The organism is Vibrio sp. (assembly GCF_048266485.1).
Classification (GTDB): Bacteria; Pseudomonadota; Gammaproteobacteria; order Enterobacterales; family Vibrionaceae; genus Vibrio.
The window spans coordinates 20,848-39,257 of the sequence record NZ_JBLWZK010000011.1 but is presented as its reverse complement, the minus strand read 5'-3'; the positions used below and the strand labels follow the sequence as shown (position 1 = coordinate 39,257).

General features: G+C 41.0%; 16 protein-coding genes. 12 read left to right on the top strand and 4 right to left on the bottom strand.

Annotation, left to right across the window (positions count from 1 at the left end; translation table 11 throughout):
• Positions 1 to 113: 113 nt before the first annotated feature.
• Genes ACN0T8_RS12425 through ACN0T8_RS12405 form a run of 5 tightly spaced genes read left to right on the top strand, consistent with a single transcriptional unit; the run spans position 114 to position 5,434 of the window.
• On the top strand, positions 114 to 1,166 hold the full coding sequence (locus tag ACN0T8_RS12425) for a glycosyltransferase family 9 protein (protein WP_417880940.1): 1,053 nt from the start codon (positions 114 to 116) through the stop codon (positions 1,164 to 1,166).
• A 55-nt stretch (positions 1,167 to 1,221) separates the two neighbouring features.
• On the top strand, positions 1,222 to 2,868 hold the full coding sequence (locus ACN0T8_RS12420; RefSeq protein WP_417880939.1) for a phosphoethanolamine transferase: 1,647 nt from the start codon (positions 1,222 to 1,224) through the stop codon (positions 2,866 to 2,868).
• A gap of 25 nt (positions 2,869 to 2,893) precedes the next feature.
• Positions 2,894 to 3,271, top strand: a complete 378-nt coding sequence (locus ACN0T8_RS12415) for a diacylglycerol kinase (RefSeq protein WP_417880938.1) — start codon at positions 2,894 to 2,896, stop codon at positions 3,269 to 3,271.
• Between the two features lie 46 nt (positions 3,272 to 3,317).
• Positions 3,318 to 3,995: a response regulator transcription factor gene (locus ACN0T8_RS12410; RefSeq protein ID WP_417880937.1), complete on the top strand. Its 678-nt coding sequence runs from the start codon at positions 3,318 to 3,320 to the stop codon at positions 3,993 to 3,995.
• Entirely contained in the window at positions 3,995 to 5,434 is a 1,440-nt protein-coding gene (locus ACN0T8_RS12405) for a sensor histidine kinase (RefSeq protein ID WP_417880936.1), read from the top strand. Before ACN0T8_RS12410 ends, ACN0T8_RS12405 begins: the two co-directional genes overlap by 1 nt.
• Positions 5,435 to 5,613: 179 nt before the next feature.
• Here ACN0T8_RS12405 and ACN0T8_RS12400 read toward each other — a convergent pair whose 3' ends face one another.
• Entirely contained in the window at positions 5,614 to 6,450 is an 837-nt protein-coding gene (locus ACN0T8_RS12400; protein WP_417880935.1) for a bifunctional allantoicase/(S)-ureidoglycine aminohydrolase, read from the bottom strand.
• Between the two features lie 157 nt (positions 6,451 to 6,607).
• Here ACN0T8_RS12400 and ACN0T8_RS12395 point away from each other — a divergent pair, with 157 nt between their 5' ends.
• The 4 genes from ACN0T8_RS12395 (at position 6,608) to ACN0T8_RS12380 (ending at position 10,400) form a co-directional block, all read left to right on the top strand.
• A complete protein-coding gene (locus ACN0T8_RS12395; RefSeq protein WP_417880934.1) occupies positions 6,608 to 7,501 on the top strand; it encodes a LysR family transcriptional regulator in 894 nt (297 codons plus the stop codon).
• A gap of 286 nt (positions 7,502 to 7,787) precedes the next feature.
• Positions 7,788 to 8,582 (top strand): transporter substrate-binding domain-containing protein, encoded by a 795-nt coding sequence (locus ACN0T8_RS12390; RefSeq protein WP_417880933.1) that lies wholly within the window; start codon positions 7,788 to 7,790, stop codon positions 8,580 to 8,582.
• Between the two features lie 86 nt (positions 8,583 to 8,668).
• A complete protein-coding gene (locus tag ACN0T8_RS12385; RefSeq protein ID WP_417880932.1) occupies positions 8,669 to 9,616 on the top strand; it encodes an amino acid ABC transporter permease in 948 nt (315 codons plus the stop codon).
• Positions 9,617 to 9,674: 58 nt separating this feature from the next.
• Positions 9,675 to 10,400, top strand: a complete 726-nt coding sequence (locus ACN0T8_RS12380; protein ID WP_417881011.1) for an amino acid ABC transporter ATP-binding protein — start codon at positions 9,675 to 9,677, stop codon at positions 10,398 to 10,400.
• Between the two features lie 153 nt (positions 10,401 to 10,553).
• Here ACN0T8_RS12380 and pyrC read toward each other — a convergent pair whose 3' ends face one another.
• Positions 10,554 to 11,582 (bottom strand): dihydroorotase, encoded by a 1,029-nt coding sequence (gene pyrC, locus ACN0T8_RS12375; RefSeq protein ID WP_417880931.1) that lies wholly within the window; start codon positions 11,580 to 11,582, stop codon positions 10,554 to 10,556.
• Between the two features lie 272 nt (positions 11,583 to 11,854).
• Between pyrC and ACN0T8_RS12370 the strand changes: the two genes are divergently transcribed.
• Both ACN0T8_RS12370 and ACN0T8_RS12365 read left to right on the top strand, forming a co-directional pair.
• Positions 11,855 to 13,048 (top strand): YcbX family protein, encoded by a 1,194-nt coding sequence (locus ACN0T8_RS12370; RefSeq protein ID WP_417880930.1) that lies wholly within the window; start codon positions 11,855 to 11,857, stop codon positions 13,046 to 13,048.
• A gap of 40 nt (positions 13,049 to 13,088) precedes the next feature.
• Positions 13,089 to 13,886 carry a Cof-type HAD-IIB family hydrolase gene (locus tag ACN0T8_RS12365; RefSeq protein ID WP_417880929.1) on the top strand — a complete coding sequence of 266 codons (798 nt, stop codon included), beginning with the start codon at positions 13,089 to 13,091 and terminating at the stop codon, positions 13,884 to 13,886.
• A 104-nt stretch (positions 13,887 to 13,990) separates the two neighbouring features.
• On the opposite strand, the gene katG is transcribed toward ACN0T8_RS12365, so the two are convergent.
• Positions 13,991 to 16,213 (bottom strand): catalase/peroxidase HPI, encoded by a 2,223-nt coding sequence (katG, locus tag ACN0T8_RS12360; protein WP_417880928.1) that lies wholly within the window; start codon positions 16,211 to 16,213, stop codon positions 13,991 to 13,993.
• A 358-nt stretch (positions 16,214 to 16,571) separates the two neighbouring features.
• Between katG and ACN0T8_RS12355 the strand changes: the two genes are divergently transcribed.
• Positions 16,572 to 17,765 carry a DEAD/DEAH box helicase gene (locus ACN0T8_RS12355; protein WP_417880927.1) on the top strand — a complete coding sequence of 398 codons (1,194 nt, stop codon included), beginning with the start codon at positions 16,572 to 16,574 and terminating at the stop codon, positions 17,763 to 17,765.
• A 114-nt stretch (positions 17,766 to 17,879) separates the two neighbouring features.
• Here the strand turns inward: ACN0T8_RS12355 and ACN0T8_RS12350 are convergent.
• Positions 17,880 to 18,410 (bottom strand): hypothetical protein (locus tag ACN0T8_RS12350; protein ID WP_417880926.1); only part of this gene is annotated, 531 nt, incomplete at its 5' end.

The window sequence follows — 18,410 nt, the reverse complement described above, 5'->3', positions numbered from 1 at the left end:
TTGGCAAATCTGTTGTGACCTTATCTTGCGCTAAGTTTCAGTGCATCTTCAGTAAATCTTCAGTTTGACCCTTTAAAGTTGTGGTTAATGAAGAGAATTGAAGTAGGTACTGTATGAGTATTAAAACATGGTTACGGAATTTTGATCGATATCGTCGACGTAAGATGGCAATACTAGAACCATTATGGTATCGATTGTTTCTGAATAGCAGCCAAAATCAATCTCGCCTCTTACAAAAGGAAGAGGTGAGTTCAATATTGATAATCAGAAATAACAAAAGAATCGGCAACATTTTATTTTTAATTCCTTTTATTAAACAAGTAAGATCTGCCTATCCTGATGCCAAAATCACTTTGCTACTATCTCAATCATGGCAGAAATCTATTTTTGAAAATATCGGCATAGATGAAATTTTGGTTTCTAACTTCTCATTTTCGAAATTCGTGTCATGTTTAAAGTTAATAAAGTCGTTAAGACAAAAAAACATAGATTTGATGTTAATTCCTTACTCTTCTTCTGAAGATAGTTTTATCGCATCAGTGCTACCAGCTAAAAACAAAATTTCATCTCATAGTGAAAATAGAAATATATGTTTTACGCATACATTTAAAAGTGATTTTGAATGTTCACATATGGCATTTAATAAACTATTTCTTATTAAAAACATAACGAATGAAGCATTGACCAAGGTGTGTCATAAGTTGGTTTTTAGTGAGAGTGAAGAGTTGCTAGGTATGAAAGACAGATCTTTAATTTATGATGGAAATAAAAGATTAGTTGCTTTTTTCCGAGGAGCCAGAGGGAAAAAAAAATTATCCGATCAACAATGGAAAGACATATTAATTAAATTCGAAGAAGAGTCCATAGAACCTATTCAATGGGTCGAAATCTTGAGCAGTGATATTAATCAGCCACTGTCTAATCAATCATTAATGTATCAAAACAATGATTTGCGCTTGCTTGCCAGTTTTTTGAAAAATGTAGATACCTTTATTTCTTGTGATACAGGGCCTTTGCATTTGGCGGATGCTGCAGGTGTTAATTGTATTGGTTTGTTTACTCACACAAATTCAGAGACCTACGGTGTCATTAATGGGCATTCTTTAAATCTTTATGATTGGTATCACACGGGGGTTACTGAGCATTTGCCGATAATGGCTCAATAGTAGTGCGGTCATTCAGGTTTCTTATTCATATTTGTGGCTTAAACAAGGTTTTTCAATGACGTCTTTTATATTTCGATTATTTACTTTTGATAATGCGTTTCGTCCTAAGGTGAAAACAAGTACTTTTATTCTTGTCGTCTCTTTCTATTTTGGATTTATTCTAAATTATCCAATCATATCAAAAGTTTTTGCACTTGGTAAAAATGTTCCAGATATTTGGTTTCCCTATACTGGACCTTTTGTGCTTTTCTTTGCTTTTATTGTTATTTTTTCAATTTTAACACTACCATTCATCTTTAAGCCTTGGTACGGTTTTTTGTTTTTAAGCTCGGCGATAGCTCTTTATGCGGTGCAAGAGTTTCACATACTATTTGATACTTCAATGATTGAAAATATTGTTGAAACAAATGTATCAGAAGCTTTGTTTTATTTTAATATTCGCTCAGTATTTTACTTTTTGATTTTTGGCCTGATTCCTACCTTATTACTTATTTGGGTTAAGGTCGAATTTCATTCATCAGTTTTTCGTGAGCTAGTGAGCCGAGTGATATTAATATTGGTTTCAATTGTTTTTATTACCATCATTGCGATCACAACTTATAAAGATTATGCCTCCATTGGGAGAAATAACCGTTACCTTAATAAGATGATAATTCCTGCGCATGTGTATGATACGTATAAGTACATTAAGCGTAATTATTTAACTCAACCCTTGCCATATACGTCATTAGGCGATGATGCCAAATTGCTGCCAACAAAAAATGGCAAGCCAACCTTAGTGGTCATGGTATTAGGGGAAACGGCTCGTGCAATGAACTTTTCGGATAATGGTTATTCTCGCGACACGCAGCCATACACTAAAGATCTTGGTTTGATTTCATTTAAAGATGTGTCGTCATGCGGCACTTATACCGCACTATCGGTACCTTGCATGTTTTCGAATATGAATCGCACTGGTTACAATAAAGCGAAAGCGAATGCACAAGATAATGCGGTCGATATTATTGCCAAGGCAGGGGTGGAAACATTGTGGGTTGATAATGATGGTGGAGACAAAGGCGTTGCTCATAATACTCAGTTAATTAAGACCGACCCGACTAAAGATGACGCATTATGCGACGGAAACACTTGTTTTGATGAGGTGATGCTAAAATCTTCTCAGCAATTTATTGAAAAAGATCATAAAGATAAGTTGATCGTTTTACATGCGATTGGCAGTCATGGTCCCACTTATTTTCAGCGTTTTCCGGCAAGGCTTGCGAAGTTTGCCCCATGGTGTAATAGAAAAGATATTGAACAATGTACCGATCAAGAAATTACCAATGTGTATGACAATACTCTGGTATATACTGACTTCTTCTTAGCGCAGGTGATCAAACAACTACAGAGTTATGCGAAAGACTATAATGTGTCGATGATGTATGTGTCTGATCATGGTGAATCACTCGGTGAAAATGGCTTATATTTACATGGTACGCCTTATGCTATTGCACCAAAAGAACAGAAAACCGTTCCTTGGTTATTATGGCTTCCGAAGCAATATGCAAAACAAAAGCAGATTGATAAGTCTTGTATAGCAGAGGAAGCTCAGAAATCTCGCTATACACATGATAACTTTTTTCATAGTTTGATTGGGTTGTATGGTGTAGAAACAAAAGCTAAACAAGCAGACTTAGATTTATTTTCTAACTGTCACGTATAAAATTGGATAGAGTGACCAAAAAAAGATGAATGAAAAAGTTGTCGTAAAACGAACTGGGATTATGCGTATCATTTTTACTTTAAAGCACAGTTTTAATGGTTTGAAGTGGATGATAAAAAATGAGGCGGCATTTCAGCAAGAGTTAGTGTTATTCATTCCATTAACTGTTTTGGCTTGCTACCTTGATGTTAGCGCAGTGCAATCGGTGTGCTTAATTTTATCTATGATGTTTGTGCTATTTGCGGAAATGGTCAATACCGCTATTGAAGCGGTTGTTGATCGAGTGGGTTTGGAATATCACACTTTATCTGGTGTGGCGAAAAATGTGGGTTCAGCCGTCGTCACCTTAAGCATGATTATGTCTGCTATGGTGTGGGGAGTGATTGTTTACCCGCTATTTTAATGGCGTGAATACAGACCAGATCGAATTTGAGCAGAGAGTAGCAAAAATGAAAGTATTGATCATTGAAGACTCTGAAGCATTGCGTCGCGGCTTGAGTGTTGGATTAAACAATCTTGGTTTTACCGTTAATGAAACGGGTGATGGTTCCGTTGGTTTAACCATGGCCTTGAACCAGCAGTATGATGTGATTGTTTTAGATCTAATGCTTCCGAATGTTGATGGCATGAGTATTTTGCGATCTCTACGCCAGCAAGGAATTCAAACTAAGGTTCTGATCTTATCCGCCAAAACACTACCTCAGGATAAAATTGATGGTCTAATGCAGGGGGCAGATGACTACTTAACCAAGCCATTTTCCTTTGAAGAATTACATGCCCGAATTTTAGCTTTGTTACGTAGAGGCCAACTGTTACAACAAGGAAACCGTCATCAAGTCGGAGGTTTTTGTCTCGATCTTGAAACGAAGAGATTTAGCTATCAAGATCAAGAGATCGAACTGACGCGCAATGAGTTTAAAATTATAGAATGTTTGTTTTTTGCCAAAGGGCGGGTAGTCAACGTTGAGAAGATCAGTGAATCTGTGGTGGGAAACTTTGATTATCTATCGAAAAATACCATTGAATCTCACTTGTCTTCAGTACGAAAAAAAGTCAGAGCACTAGGTGGTGTACTACCCGTTAAAAATAAGCGTGGCTTTGGCTATTTTGTCGAAGAGACCCCTTAATGTATAAGCAATCACAAACATCCTCAATTAAGCGAAATTTAGTCAATTCCATTTCTTGGGTATTTGGTATCATCATTTTTGCGGTCTATTTATCGATTGATTTAAGTATCGATAGTTGGGTAGATAAGCAATTTGATAAATCCCTCGTCAATAAAGCAAATTATATGAAATCTCTTGTTAAGGTTTCGGGAGATCGCTTAAGTTTTGATGATGACCACCTCTCTGAATTTCAAGAAGACGAAGATGCTCACTTTTATCAGTTTTGGTCTAATAGTCGAAGTTTTAAACGCTCAAAGTCATTGGAAGAGTATCCAAAGATAAATCTTATTAAGTTAACCCTACCGTTAAATACCAATCAACTACTCGATGTCACCTTGCCAAATGGGGAAGAGGGAAGAGCATTTCTTTCCTATTTTTTACCTGAATCTGAACAACGGTCGGTTAGCCACGAACATCCTGCTTACTTCGCCTTATATCAGTCCAACCATTCTTCAGAGAGCATGTTGGTATTGATTGATATTTTGTTGGTTGTGACATTTTTTATGTCTATTGTAGTGATGCGTTATATTGCGATACGTATCGTTGATAAAGGCTTGAAACCACTACAAACCATGAATGCTCAAATTAAACAAATTGGCATTGACCAAAGTTCGGTAACAGAAATTCCTGAGCCTGATTTGCAGTTTGATGAAATCGAACCTATTCGCCAAGAATTGAATGCTTTTATTAAGGCGAACCAAGTATTTTTACAGAACGAAAAGCGCTTAACAGGCGATATTGCTCATGAACTGAAAACGCCAATTGCAGAAATTATGAGTTTGAGTGAGATTTATATTCGCTACCCTGAAGATGAGCGAATAGGGGCAACTTATAAACAAGATATGTTTAAAATCGCCCAAAGAATGAAGAAAATAGTTGATAACTTATTGTTATTGCAAAAGACATCATCAGCGACCATTCAGATTGAATTAGAAGCGATCGATTTATACCAGTTGATTAATGAAGTGATAGAAGAGTTGGCTTTTAAGTTTTCTGATGTCGATAACCGCATTCAAATATTGATTGATAAGCCTTTGATATTTGGTGATTCATTTTCATTACATACGATCTTGCAGAATTTAATTGATAACGCATTATTTTATAGTCCAGAAGGTTCTCAAGTCACGGTATCGTTAATACCGGCACAAGCAGAGGTAGTGTTAGAAGTTCGAAATCAAGTACACACGATATTGACTGAACAAGATATTGAATACCTATTGGAACCAATGTATCAAGCCGATCAATCCAGAACGTCTAATGATCGTTATGGCCTAGGGTTGTCGATTGTGAATAACCTATGCCGGTTAAATGGCTATCAACTTGATGTTGTATATCAAGGTGGAGAAATTTGTTTTAGGGTTCAAGGGTTAGAAGATACTAGCGCAGAAATAGGGAAATAATCCGCCATCAAATCTTCTGTTTTTACCTATGCTGAAAAAGTCGATACTAATCAGGCTTTATTATGTTATTCCCCCTAATACATAAGAGCAGCTGTACATGACATAAGTAATACATAATGAAAGAAACCTAGCTCGCCTATAAAGTGAGCTAGGTTTCTTTATGTCTGTCCGTTAACCAATTAATTAGTCGGACGAATAAATGGCATGTGACGGTTGACGTCTTTATACAGCAAGTAGCGGAACGGGCCTGGGCCACCGGCATAACAAGATTGAGGGCAGAAAGCACGTAGCCACATGAAATCGCCCGCTTCTACTTCAACCCATTGTTGGTTTAAGTGATAAACCGCTTTGCCTTCTAGAACATATAAGCCATGTTCCATAACGTGAGTTTCATCAAATGGGATCACGCCACCTGGTTGGAATGTCACAATATTCACGTGCATATCGTGGCGCATATCGGTTGAATCAACAAAGCGTGTTGTCGCCCACGCATCATCGGTTTCAGGCATCGGAATCGGCTCGATGTCGTTTTCATTGGTCACAAATGCTTCAGGTGCTTCTAATCCTTCTACGTATTGATACGCTTTACGCACCCAATGGAAACGTACAGGTTCATTTGCCTTATTGTGTACTGTCCAATTGCATTTTGGTGGCAGATAAGCATAACCGCCTTCGGTCATATGGTGCTTTTCACCTTCGATAGTCAGTTCCATTTCACCGGCAACCACAAATAATACCCCTTGAGCGGCTGGGTCGAGTTCAGGTTTATTAGAGCCACCACCGGCTTCAATTTCGACAATATATTGCGAAAACGTTTCTGAAAATCCGCTAAGTGGGCGAGCGATCACCCACATACGCATGCCTTCCCAAAATGGTAAAAAGCTGGTCACGATATCGCTATATACGCCTTTTGGAATAATGGCATAAGCATCGGTCAGTACCGCACGATCAGACAATAGTTGGGTCTGAGGTGGTAAGCCTCCCTGCGGAGAGTAATAGGTGTGTTTATTGGTCATTCTTGTGGTCCTTCATACAAGAGAGAAAACGAAATATAGATTTATTATGCGCTTCACATTTGTAATTTAAAAATTAAATAATTTAATTACTATTAGTGGATTATCCACTAGTTTAGGGTGGTAAGTGAATCCGGCGAATCAATGAGTGAGATGAAATATGAATACAATGTTAGATCCTGTGTTATTACGAAGCTTAGTGGCGGTGGTGGATACCGGAAGTTTTACTCGTGCCGCCGACAGTACTCACTTAACGCAATCGACGATTAGTCAGCAGATCCGCAAGCTCGAAGCACAACTTGATTGTGAATTGCTAGTACGTAAAAAACGCTACGCCACGCCAACAATAGAAGGTGAACGCATCGTGAGCCATGCTCGTCGAATTCTTAGCATGATGGAAGAAGCGATTGCAGAAACTGTGAGCACAGCAGAGCAAAGACCAATTAAACTTGGCGTGCCGGAAGATTTTGCCACTCACGAATTAGTCCCGACATTATCGCTATTTTCTCAAGCCTTTCCCGAAGTACGTTTGGAAGTGAAAAGCGGTATGTGTAGCGAAATTTGGACGCAGTTTCAAAACAATGAATTGGATATAGCACTTGTCAAACATCGCCCTGGTCAAGCCGAAGGAATTGCTAAATGGCAAGAACCATTAAGTTGGATCGACGGGAAAGGGTTTAATAATTTACACAAGGCTACCGTGCCGTTGGTGGGTTTGCCAAGCACCGGGTTATATCGCAGTGAAATGGCACATACTTTTGATTCACTAGGGAAACGTTGGAGAATGTCTTACATCACTAGTAGCCTGTCTGGAGTAGGCTGCGCAGTAGAAGCCGGCCTTGGTGTTTCGTTACTGCCTACACGCCTAGTGACACCGCTGCATCAAGTTTTAAATGCAAAGGATGACTTGCCAGATGTGCCACCATTGGAGTTAATCCTGCATGCGCAGACGCTATTGAGTCAGCAAAGTAAGTTGTTAGTCGATAAATTAATCGACGCTTGTGATGGGATTTATACCCAAGGCGCTTCAGCTCGCCCCTCTTCTTCTTTATAACTCCTCTTCTTTTTTATAAAAGATAAGCCACGTCAGATTGGTTTGAAAGGTATCTACATTCCTTCGCCAATCTTCTTGCCTAAAGGTTTGGATGATAATTCTGAATTCAAACCTTGAAGTCACTTGAGTATATTTTCAAAATTCGAGCTTTTGATCTTGCTTGTGATTGAATTAACGGTTTAATGTAAATGACAACTTTGTTATAAATGAGTTAAGAAAGACACGTTTTGTCTTTTCGATAGGCTGCGGGATGCGGCGATAAATAGAATAATGATACGGATGTTTTATGAAAAAATTACTTCAAGCGGTTGTGCTTTCAGCCACTTTATTTACGGCTACTTCAACGCTAGCGGATACCACTCTGCAAAATATTACCAAATCAGGCGAGCTTCGTGTTTGTTTTGATGCGGGTTATATGCCTTTTGAAATGAAAGCTAAAAATGGTGAGTTTATTGGCTTTGATGTGGATTTAGGCAAAATGCTCGCAAAAGCAATCGATGTAAAATTCACACCAGTAAACACGTCTTGGGATGGCATTATCCCAGCTCTTCTAACCAATAAATGTGATGTCATCATGGGTGGCATGACCATTACGGCTAAGCGTAATATGCAGGTTAACTTTACCCAACCTTACGTGGTGATTGGTCAAAGTATTCTTTTAAATGCTAAGCATGCCGGTAAAATTACTAGCTACCGTGATCTGAATGACGAAAAATATACTATTGCGACTAAACTCGGCACGACAGGTATTATTGCGGCTGACCGCTTCTTACCAAATGCGAAACAAAACAAGTTTGAAACGACGGCAGATGCAGCCCTTGAAGTGTCTAATGGTAAAGCCGATGCCTTTGTTTATGACCTACCATTTAATGCTATCTATACCGCGCAACATAAAGGTGAAGTGGTTCACCTAGATAAGCCATTTACTTTTGAGCCTCTAGGCTTTGCGGTTCGTCAAGGTGATCCTGATTTCCTTAACTTCTTGAATAACTACTTAAATCAAATTAAAGGCGATGGTACTTATGATCGCATTTACGACAAATGGTTTAAGTCTGCTTCTTGGTTAGATAAAGTTCAGTAAGAAACGGTATAACAGCCAGAAAGAGTGAACGCTATCTTCTGGCTGTTTTTGTATCTGTCTTTTACGTTGTTATTCAAAGGATTACTATGCAGTCTAAACCCAATACGGTTTTTTGGAATCTTGTTTTTGTTGGCATTATTGCGGCGCTTTTTACTCTCGTCTATTTATCGACGTCTAGAATTAATTACAATTGGAATTGGGAACGCGTCGTTCCTTATATCATTGATACTCAACCAGAGGTCATCAATGCTCCGCTTGATGGTGATATCGTTGAAAATGCTGAAGGAACATTAATTCTACAATCGGTTTCCGGTGATGAATTGATGGATTTATCGCAATTTAAACACCTTAAAGTGGCTGCCGGCGATTTAGTGTTTGAAGGTGATACTTTGGCTGAAAAGAAGCAATGGAAGCTGGGCACTTTAAGTAAAGGTGTGATTGTTACCATACAGCTGTCTGTGATCTCGTTAGTCTTTGCGATTGTGATAGGGATGTTTCTTGCCTTAATGAGGCTTTCTAGCAATATCGCATTACGTAAACTTGCCGTGAGTTATATTGAATTGATCCGTGGTACGCCATTATTAGTTCAAATCTTTATTGTGTATTTCTTTATCGGAACAGTACTCGACCTTGATCGTTTTACTTCCGGTGTCGTGGCGCTCTCGATGTTTACCGCTTCTTATGTAGCTGAAATTATCCGTGCAGGTATTCAAGGGATTCACAAAGGTCAAATGGAAGCATCACGTTCATTGGGTATGACCTATCCACAATCAATGACGTATGTCATCTTGCCTCAAGCGTTTAAACAAGTCCTTCCACCATTAGCAGGGCAGTTTATTAACCTAATTAAAGATTCTTCTTTGGTCTCTGTGATTGCGATTACTGATTTGACTAAAGCCGGTCGAGAAGTCGTCAGTGGTACTTTTGCACCGTTTGAGGTGTGGATCACTGTCGCGTTATTATATTTATTGCTAACAGGCAGTTTATCTTGGGGCATTCAAGCATTAGAAAAGAGGTTATCAGTTAGTGATTAATTCTAATCAAAGCCAGTCGTCTCAGTCATCAGCGCCAACAACAGCGCAGGGCGAGCCGATGATCGTGGCTGAAAAGATCAACAAAGTGTACCCAAATGGATGTCATGCATTAAAAAATGTTTCCGCAACCGTCAAGCGTGGCGAAGTCGTGGTGATTGTTGGGCCATCGGGTTCAGGAAAATCGACATTTTTACGTGCGATTAATCAGCTTGAGACGATTAGTGACGGCTCGATAGTGATTGATGGTGTTGATATGTACGCACGTTCAACCAATATTAATACCTTACGTGAAAATGTTGGCATGGTATTTCAGAGCTTCAACCTGTTTCCACATAAGACAGCACTTGAAAACGTCATGCTAGCGCCGATGGTAGTATCAAAACGCAAACGTAAAGACGTTGAAGCGGATGCTAAAGCGTTAATGGCGAAAGTTGGTCTTGCTGAGCGTATGACTAATTATCCAAACCATTTATCGGGTGGGCAACAACAACGTGTGGCGATTGCTCGAGCATTAGCGATGAACCCTCATATTATGTTGTTTGATGAGCCCACTTCTGCGCTTGATCCTGAAATGGTAGGGGAAGTATTAGAAGTAATGAAAAGCTTAGCCAATGAAGGGATGACGATGGTAGTCGTGACTCACGAAATGGGCTTTGCTCGCGAAGTGGCTGACCGAGTGTTGTTCATGCAAGATGGTGAGTTATTGGTTGATGCTAGCCCGGATGACTTTTTCGATAATCCAGAACATCCAAGATTGCAGCAGTTTTTGTCGATGTTGCTTTAATGATTGATTCGTCTTTAATTAGCGATAGTTAAGAGTATCGATTAAATAGCGCTATTAATAATAAATAGACCCTGAATAGTTGAACAATTGAACGGACCCTCAAGGTTGGTTGTTCAACTTTAAAGGGTCATTTCAATGTATCTAGATATAACGTTACTTAACTTGCCATTCGATTTGCTCATTCGCGCGAATTGGCACGACAACGTCTTCACCAAACGGCATGGTTGCCGGCACATCCCAAGCTGACTTTTCAAGCGTGATGCTATCGCTATTACGAGCAATGCCGTAAAAATCTGGGCCATTGTGACTCGCAAAGGCTTCTAAGTTTTCTAGTTTGCCTTCCTTATCAAATACTTCAGCATACAATTCAATCGCAGCGTGAGCCGTGTAAGAACCCGCACAGCCACAAGCGGTTTCTTTTTTACCTTGTGCGTGTGGTGCCGAGTCAGTCCCTAAGAAGAATTTTTTCGAACCAGACGTTGCCGCTTCAATCAAAGCTTGTTGATGGCTACCACGCTTTAAAATTGGTAGGCAATAGAAGTGAGGACGAATACCCCCCACTAACATGTGGTTGCGATTAAATAATAAGTGATGAGCAGTAATGGTTGCCGCAACGTTATCACCAGCCTTGTTAACAAACTCAACCGCTTCACGAGTCGTGATGTGCTCTAACACGATTTTAAGATGTGGGAAGTCATTAACGATTGGCGCAAGCACAGTCTCTAAGAAGGTCTTTTCACGGTCGAAAATATCAACATCGTGAGTAGTTACTTCGCCGTGAATCAGCAGCAGCATACCGACTTCTGCCATTGCTTCTAAGACTGGGTAGATTTTCTTAGCGTCCGTTACGCCTGAATCTGAGTTAGTCGTCGCGCCAGCAGGGTAGAGCTTACAAGCAACAACTTTGCCAGAAGCATGAGCTTCACGGATATCTTCAGGCGTGGTGTTGTCTGTGAGATATAGCGCCATTAACGGCTCAAATGTGTCGCTGTGGTGATGCGCCATGATACGCTCACGATAATCAAGCGCCATTTGTAGGTTGGTTACAGGTGGAACGGTGTTTGGCATGATTAACGCACGACCATTATAGCGGCTAATATCTTTCACGGTATTGGCTAGGGCGTCACCATCGCGTAGGTGAACGTGCCAATCATCCGGGCGTGTAATGGTCAAAGTTGTCATGGTTTCCCACCTCATTAATCAGTTGCAATTTAAAAAAGCAAACGCTTTCGTATGGGGCGCAATGATAGAGTAAAGCCTGCTTTTTTTCATCTTATTTTGTTTATGTATACCCAAGTGACGTCAAGATGCAGAATTCAGAGTTATCATCCAGACCTTTAGGCAAGGAAGATTGGCGAAGGAAGGTACCTTTCAAAACAATCTGTATATAACTTATCGAGGTAAGGTTAATTCTGATATTCTTTAGCTAAGTCGATTTAAAAAAGGGAAGAGTGATGAGTCAGTCGGAGCGTGGGAAGTCTGAATTAGAGAAAAAACTCGCTAAAATAGAAGCCACATTAGGATTAGAGCCAATGCAAGATGCGATATTGGATGCGATTAATGTTTACCCAGTGAAGTCTATCACCGGTATTGAGTTGTCATCAGCATGGGTTGAAAAACAAGGTCTCAGTTTTGATCGTCGCTTTATGGTGGCCGATTCGACTGGCCGTATGGTGACGGCACGCGAACATCATCAAATGGTGCGAGTAAAAGCAGCGTTGCATCCAAACGGTTTGGTACTGACTTACCCAGAAGCGAAAGAACCATTAGTGCTGCGTTTTGATGAATTCGATATGGCAGAAGTGGAGTGCACCGTTTGGTCGGACACTTTTACCTCTTATAGTACCCATGAAAAAGCCAATCAATGGTTTAGCTTTATTATTGGCAAACCAGTTCAACTACTGTTTACTGGTGAGCAATCCAATCGTCAGCGTGAAAAAATTCAAACCAATGTCAGCTTTGCCGATGGTTATCCATTATTGCTGATCAGCCAAGCTTCTCTTAATGAATTAAATGAACGTGGCCCAGTGCAACATTCGATGGCGCAATTTCGTCCTAGCATTGTGGTTTCTGATACCGAAGCGTTTGCTGAAGATGGCTGGAAACGCATTCGAATTGGCGAAGTCGAGTTTGAAATCGTCAAACCTTGCATGCGTTGCGTGTTGACGACGGTGAACCCAAAAACAGCCATGCGCAGCGAAAAGAACGAGCCGCTTAATACTTTATCTCAATTCCGCGCTGATGAAACTGGCGGTATTTTCTTTGGTCAAAATGTAGTGGCAAAAAATGAAGGCATGATCCGTGTCGGTGATGTGGTTGAAGTGCTGGAAACCAAACAAAAAGAATGCTATTCCGATACCAGCCAAGATGTCGTGGAAGTAGAACCAGTAAAAAAAGTGACCATTAGTATTGATGGCAATTTATTTGAAGGGGATAACCAATCGACTTTACTCGAGCAAGCTGAAAAAGCGGGAGTTCCAGTTGCTAATAGTTGTCGTTCTGGCTTTTGTGGTAGCTGTAAAATGACATTGGAATCTGGCAAGGTCGATCAACCTGACATGCCAGCATTATTTCCCGGTGACATTGACGAAGGGAAAGTATTAGCGTGCTGCTGTGTACCGAAGTCCGATGTTGAGCTAGTAAGCTAACTGTTCGTTCCCTACCGTTTTATATGAAAGTGAGTGGTTTATGACCCAACCCGATATTAAGTTTATCGCCTCCGATATGGATGGCACCTTGCTGGATGAAAATAGCCAGCTAGACCCTAAGTTTTATGAAATTTACGAAAAGTTAGAAGCCAACGGAATTATGTTTGCCGCCGCTTCTGGCCGCCAGTATTACAGCCTAGTGGAAACCTTTGCTCCACTAAAAGATCGTATGTTTTTTATTGCTGAAAACGGCACCTTAGTAATGCATAAAGGGCAAGAGTTGTATAGCTGCACTATCGAACGTTCTGAAGTTGAAGCGATTGTTCAAGCTGCCAGAAGCATTGACGGTGTGCACCTAGTGTTATGTGGTAAACGTTCCGCTTATACTGAAACGCAAGATCCGCAAGCCTTAAAAGAATTCGCTAAATATTACCACCGTCGTGAATCCGTAGAAGATGTTTTAACCGTAGACGATGATTTTATCAAAGTCGCGATTTGTCATTTTGATGGTACGGAAGAATTAGTATTACCCACTATCGATAAGCATTTTGGTGACACTCATCAGGTGGTCGTTAGCGGTAAAATTTGGCTGGATGTGATGAATGCCAAAGCATCAAAAGGCACAGCCATTCAACATCTACAAAACACACTTGGTTTTCGCTATGAGCAAACCATGAGTTTTGGCGACTACTTCAATGACGTTGAGATGCTACAACAAAGTTATTACTCATACGCGGTTGAAAATGCTCATGAAGGCATTAAAAAATATGCTCGTTTTACTGCTCCAAGTAATAGAGAGGCTGGGGTGCTACAAGTGATCGAAGGCTTAGTTAGATAGCAACGATTAAATTCGTTAAGCATAGAAAAATCCCCAACTCATGTTAAGTGAATTGGGGATTGATAGTTAAGTGACTTTACTTGTGTCGATTAACGTAAAGTAGACTATTTAAGATCAAAGCGATCCAGTTCCATTACTTTAGTCCATGTTTTCACAAAGTCTTTAACAAATTTCTCTTTGGCATCATTTGATGCGTACACTTCAGCAATCGCACGAAGTTGAGAGTTTGAACCGAACACTAGATCTGCGCGAGTCGCTTGCCACTTGGTTTCGCCAGTCTTACGGTCTGTACCTTGGTAGACTTCCTTCTCATCGCCAACGGCTTTCCATTCAGTGCCCATATCTAGCAGATTAACAAAGAAGTCATTGCTTAATGTTTCTTTCTTATCAGTAAACACACCGTAGTCAGTTTGCTGGTGGTTAGTGCCTAACATACGTAGACCGCCAACAAGTACTGTCATTTCTGGTGCCGTTAGTGTTAGTAGCTGTGCTTTATCGACTAATAAGAACTCGGCGGGTGCTTTTGTCTTACCGCTGTTGTAGTTACGGAAACCATCAGCCAGTGGTTTTAGGTATTCAAAAGAATCCACTTCCGTTTGCTCTTGGGTGGCATCAGCACGGCCAGGAGTAAATGGGACTTCAACATCAAAGCCTGCATTTTTAGCGGCTTGTTCAACGGCTACGTTGCCTGCTAGTACAATTAAGTCTGCAATAGAGACCTCTTTGCCACCCGATTGAGCTTGGTTGAATTCCGCTTGGATTGTTTCTAGTGCCGCAATCACTTTCGCTGTTTGTTGTGGTTGGTTTGCTTCCCAATCTTTTTGTGGAGCAAGACGAATACGCGCACCATTCACACCACCACGCATATCAGATCCACGGAAAGTGGAAGCCGCAGCCCATGCAGTTGAGGCAAGCTCCGATATGGATAAGCCAGAATCCAGAATGCTCTTTTTCAATTCAGCGTGGTCAGATTTATCAATCAGAGGGTGTTTTACCTCTGGAATGGGATCTTGCCAAATTAAATCTTCAGCCGGTACTTCTTGGCCTAGGTATCGAGCTTTTGGTCCCATATCGCGGTGAGTCAATTTGAACCAAGCACGAGCAAAAGCTTCTTGGAACTCAAGAGGATTTTTTAGGAATCGACGTGAGATTTTTTCATATTCAGGATCAAAACGTAGTGATAAATCCGTCGTTAGCATCGTGGGTTTATGCTTCTTACCGGCTTCAAATGCATCGGGTACACTGTCATCATCCGTTTTTGCAACCCACTGCCAAGCGCCTGCTGGGCTCTTCACTAAATCCCACTCATAGTTGAATAAATTTTCTAGGAAGTAGTAGCTCCATTTCGTTGGGGTTTGTGTCCAAGTGACTTCAAGACCAGAACCAATCGCATCACCAGCAACACCTGAACCAAACTTGTTACGCCAGCCTAAACCTTGTTGTTCAATATCGGCCGCTTCTGGATCGGCACCCACATTGGCCGCATCACCTGCACCGTGAGTTTTACCGAATGTGTGACCACCCGCAATCAGGGCAACAGTTTCTTCATCATTCATTGCCATACGAGCAAAGGTATCGCGAATATCTTGTGCGGCGAGGAGTGGGTCTGGCTTGCCACCTGGGCCTTCTGGATTTACGTAGATTAAGCCCATTTGTACTGCGGCAAGTGGGTCATCTAAATCACGGTCACCAGTATAACGTTGGTCATCGGTTAACCATTCGGTTTCTTTACCCCAATAAACATCTTGCTCTGGTTCCCAAACATCTTTACGACCACCTGCAAAACCGTAAGTTTTGAAACCCATAGACTCTAGAGCGACGTTACCCGTTAGGATGAATAAATCAGCCCATGAGATTTTTTTGCCGTATTTTTGTTTAATAGGCCAAATTAAGCGGCGCGCTTTATCTAGGTTTACGTTATCTGGCCAACTGTTTAGTGGTGCGAAACGTTGTTGACCAGTACCGCCGCCACCGCGACCATCTTGTACACGGTAAGTACCTGCACTGTGCCATGCCATACGAATAAATAGAGGACCATAATGGCCGAAATCGGCTGGCCACCAATCTTGAGAATCGGTCATTAAATCATGCAAATCTTTCTTAACGGCTTTAAGGTCAAGGCTTAGGAATTCTTTTTCATAGTCAAAATCTGGATCCATTGGGTCAGATTTTTGTCCTTGTTGATGAAGAACGGAAAGGTCAAGTTGATTTGGCCACCAATCCTTGTTTTGAGTACCGGTAGCAGCAGTATTACCGCTATTATTTACATTATTGTTATTATTTGCACTGTTGCTATTGTGGAAAGGGCATTTCGATTCACTAGACATAAGGTGTCTCCCTGTCGATTTGAATTATGGTTGCGTTCAATTCAAGTTACGCTTGATCGTGATTCGTTACCAATCGGAATTACCGATATCACATATAGGAAATTTCATATAGATGCAGAGGTGTTATCCTAATCTTATAAGATAGTGCATGAGTGATCTTCTATATACCCAAGTCACTTCAAGATGCAGAATTCAGAGCTATCATCCAATCCTTTATTGCCGTGAGATAAAAGAGCGGCATAACTAATTACATAAAACTGAGCATTGATCTTATCTTGAAAAAATAGTCTAAAACCTTAAACAGCTTAGGCATAAATTGGTTACAATAAGACATCTATTTAACGTTTTGAGATATTCGATGCCATTTTCTACACTGGAATTAAGCCCTTCCATCCTGCAAGCGGTTGCTGAGCAAGGTTATGAAAAACCAACAGAAATTCAACGCAAAGCCATTCCTATTATCCTTGATGGAAAAAACTTAATTGCCGCGGCGCAAACCGGTACCGGTAAAACGGCCAGTTTTGTCTTGCCAATATTGCAGCGATTAAGTGGTGGTCAAACTCAACGTAAAAAGCGTATTCGAGCCTTAATTCTAGTCCCTACTCGTGAACTTGCTATTCAAGTGAATGAAAATATTCAAGCTTATAGCAAACACCTTAATTTAACCTCGTTAGCCATGTACGGTGGTGTTGACTACGCACCACAGAAACAAGCATTAATTGATGGGGTTGATATTCTGGTCGCCACTCCAGGTCGTTTGATTGATTTATACGGCCAACATTCTGTACATTTTGATGAAGTTGAAATGTTAGTGTTAGATGAAGCCGACCGCATGCTAGACATGGGGTTTATTGAAGACATTAATAAGATTTTAGCGCGCCTACCGGAAAACATTCAGAACCTATTATTCTCGGCAACTTTGTCTAATCCAGTTCGAGAATTAGCCCGCACGGCAATAAGCGATCCTGAAGAAATCGTGATCGCCAAACATCAAGCTTCGAAAGACTCAATCAACCAGTACTTAATTACGGTTGATAAAGATAAGAAATCAGCCTTATTGAGCCACTTATTAACCGAGCGAGACTGGTCGCAAGTGTTGATCTTTATTGGCACAAAACATGGCGCGGCGAAATTGGTTTCTCAACTAGAAAAACGCGGCATTGCAGCAGAGGCAATTCACAGTGGACGCAATCAAGCTTCTCGTGCTCGCGTATTAGATGAATTTAAGCAAGGCAAAGTGAAGTATTTGGTGGCAACGGGCGTTGCAGCACGTGGTATTGATATCGACGATCTACCGTGTGTGATTAACTACGACATGCCATTCCCTGCTGATGAATATGTACATCGAATTGGTCGTACTGGCCGTGCAGGCTCAAAAGGTGAGGCGGTATCATTCGTCTCACGTGATGACTTTAAAAACCTATGTATGATTGAAAGCCGCCTTGGTCATTTGATCAAACGTCAAACGGTAGAAGGCTTCACGCCAAATAAAGAAGTGCCAATTTCTATTTTAAATTATGTACCTAAGCATAAGCGCGAAAGGCAAGAATAATAGAAAACCTGTCATCCTGAATAGCGACGAAGGAGCGTGGTTCAGGATCTCCTACCGCACGTTACTCATTCAATTAGGTCGTCATCCTCGAGGAGCCTAGGCGACATCGGGGATCTATGAATCACGTGTTGTAGACTTAATGGCAATAATGATTCGGTATGCTGTGAGTAGATCCCTGCTCTCGCTAATGCTCGGCTGGGATGACAAGATAAGATAATGCTCGGTTGGGATGGCAGGATAAGCTAATGCTCGGCCTAATTGAAATGATATTCCACCGTCATCCTCGAGGAGCCTAGGCGACATCGGGGATCTATGAATCACGTGTTGTAGATTTAATGGCAATAATGATTCGGTATGCTGTGAGTAGATCCCTGCTCTCGCTAATGCTCGGCTGGGATGACAAGATAAGGTAATGCTCGGTTGGGATGACAAGATAAGATAATGCTTGGCTGGGATGGCAGGATAAGCTAATGCTCGGCTTAATTGAAATGACATTCCACCGTCATCCTCGAGGAGCCTAGGCGACATCGGGGATCTATTAATCACGTGTTGTAGATTTAATAGCAATAATGATTCGGTATGCTGTGAGTAGATCCCTGCTCTCGCTAATGCTCGGCTGGGATGACAAGATAAGGTAATGCTCGG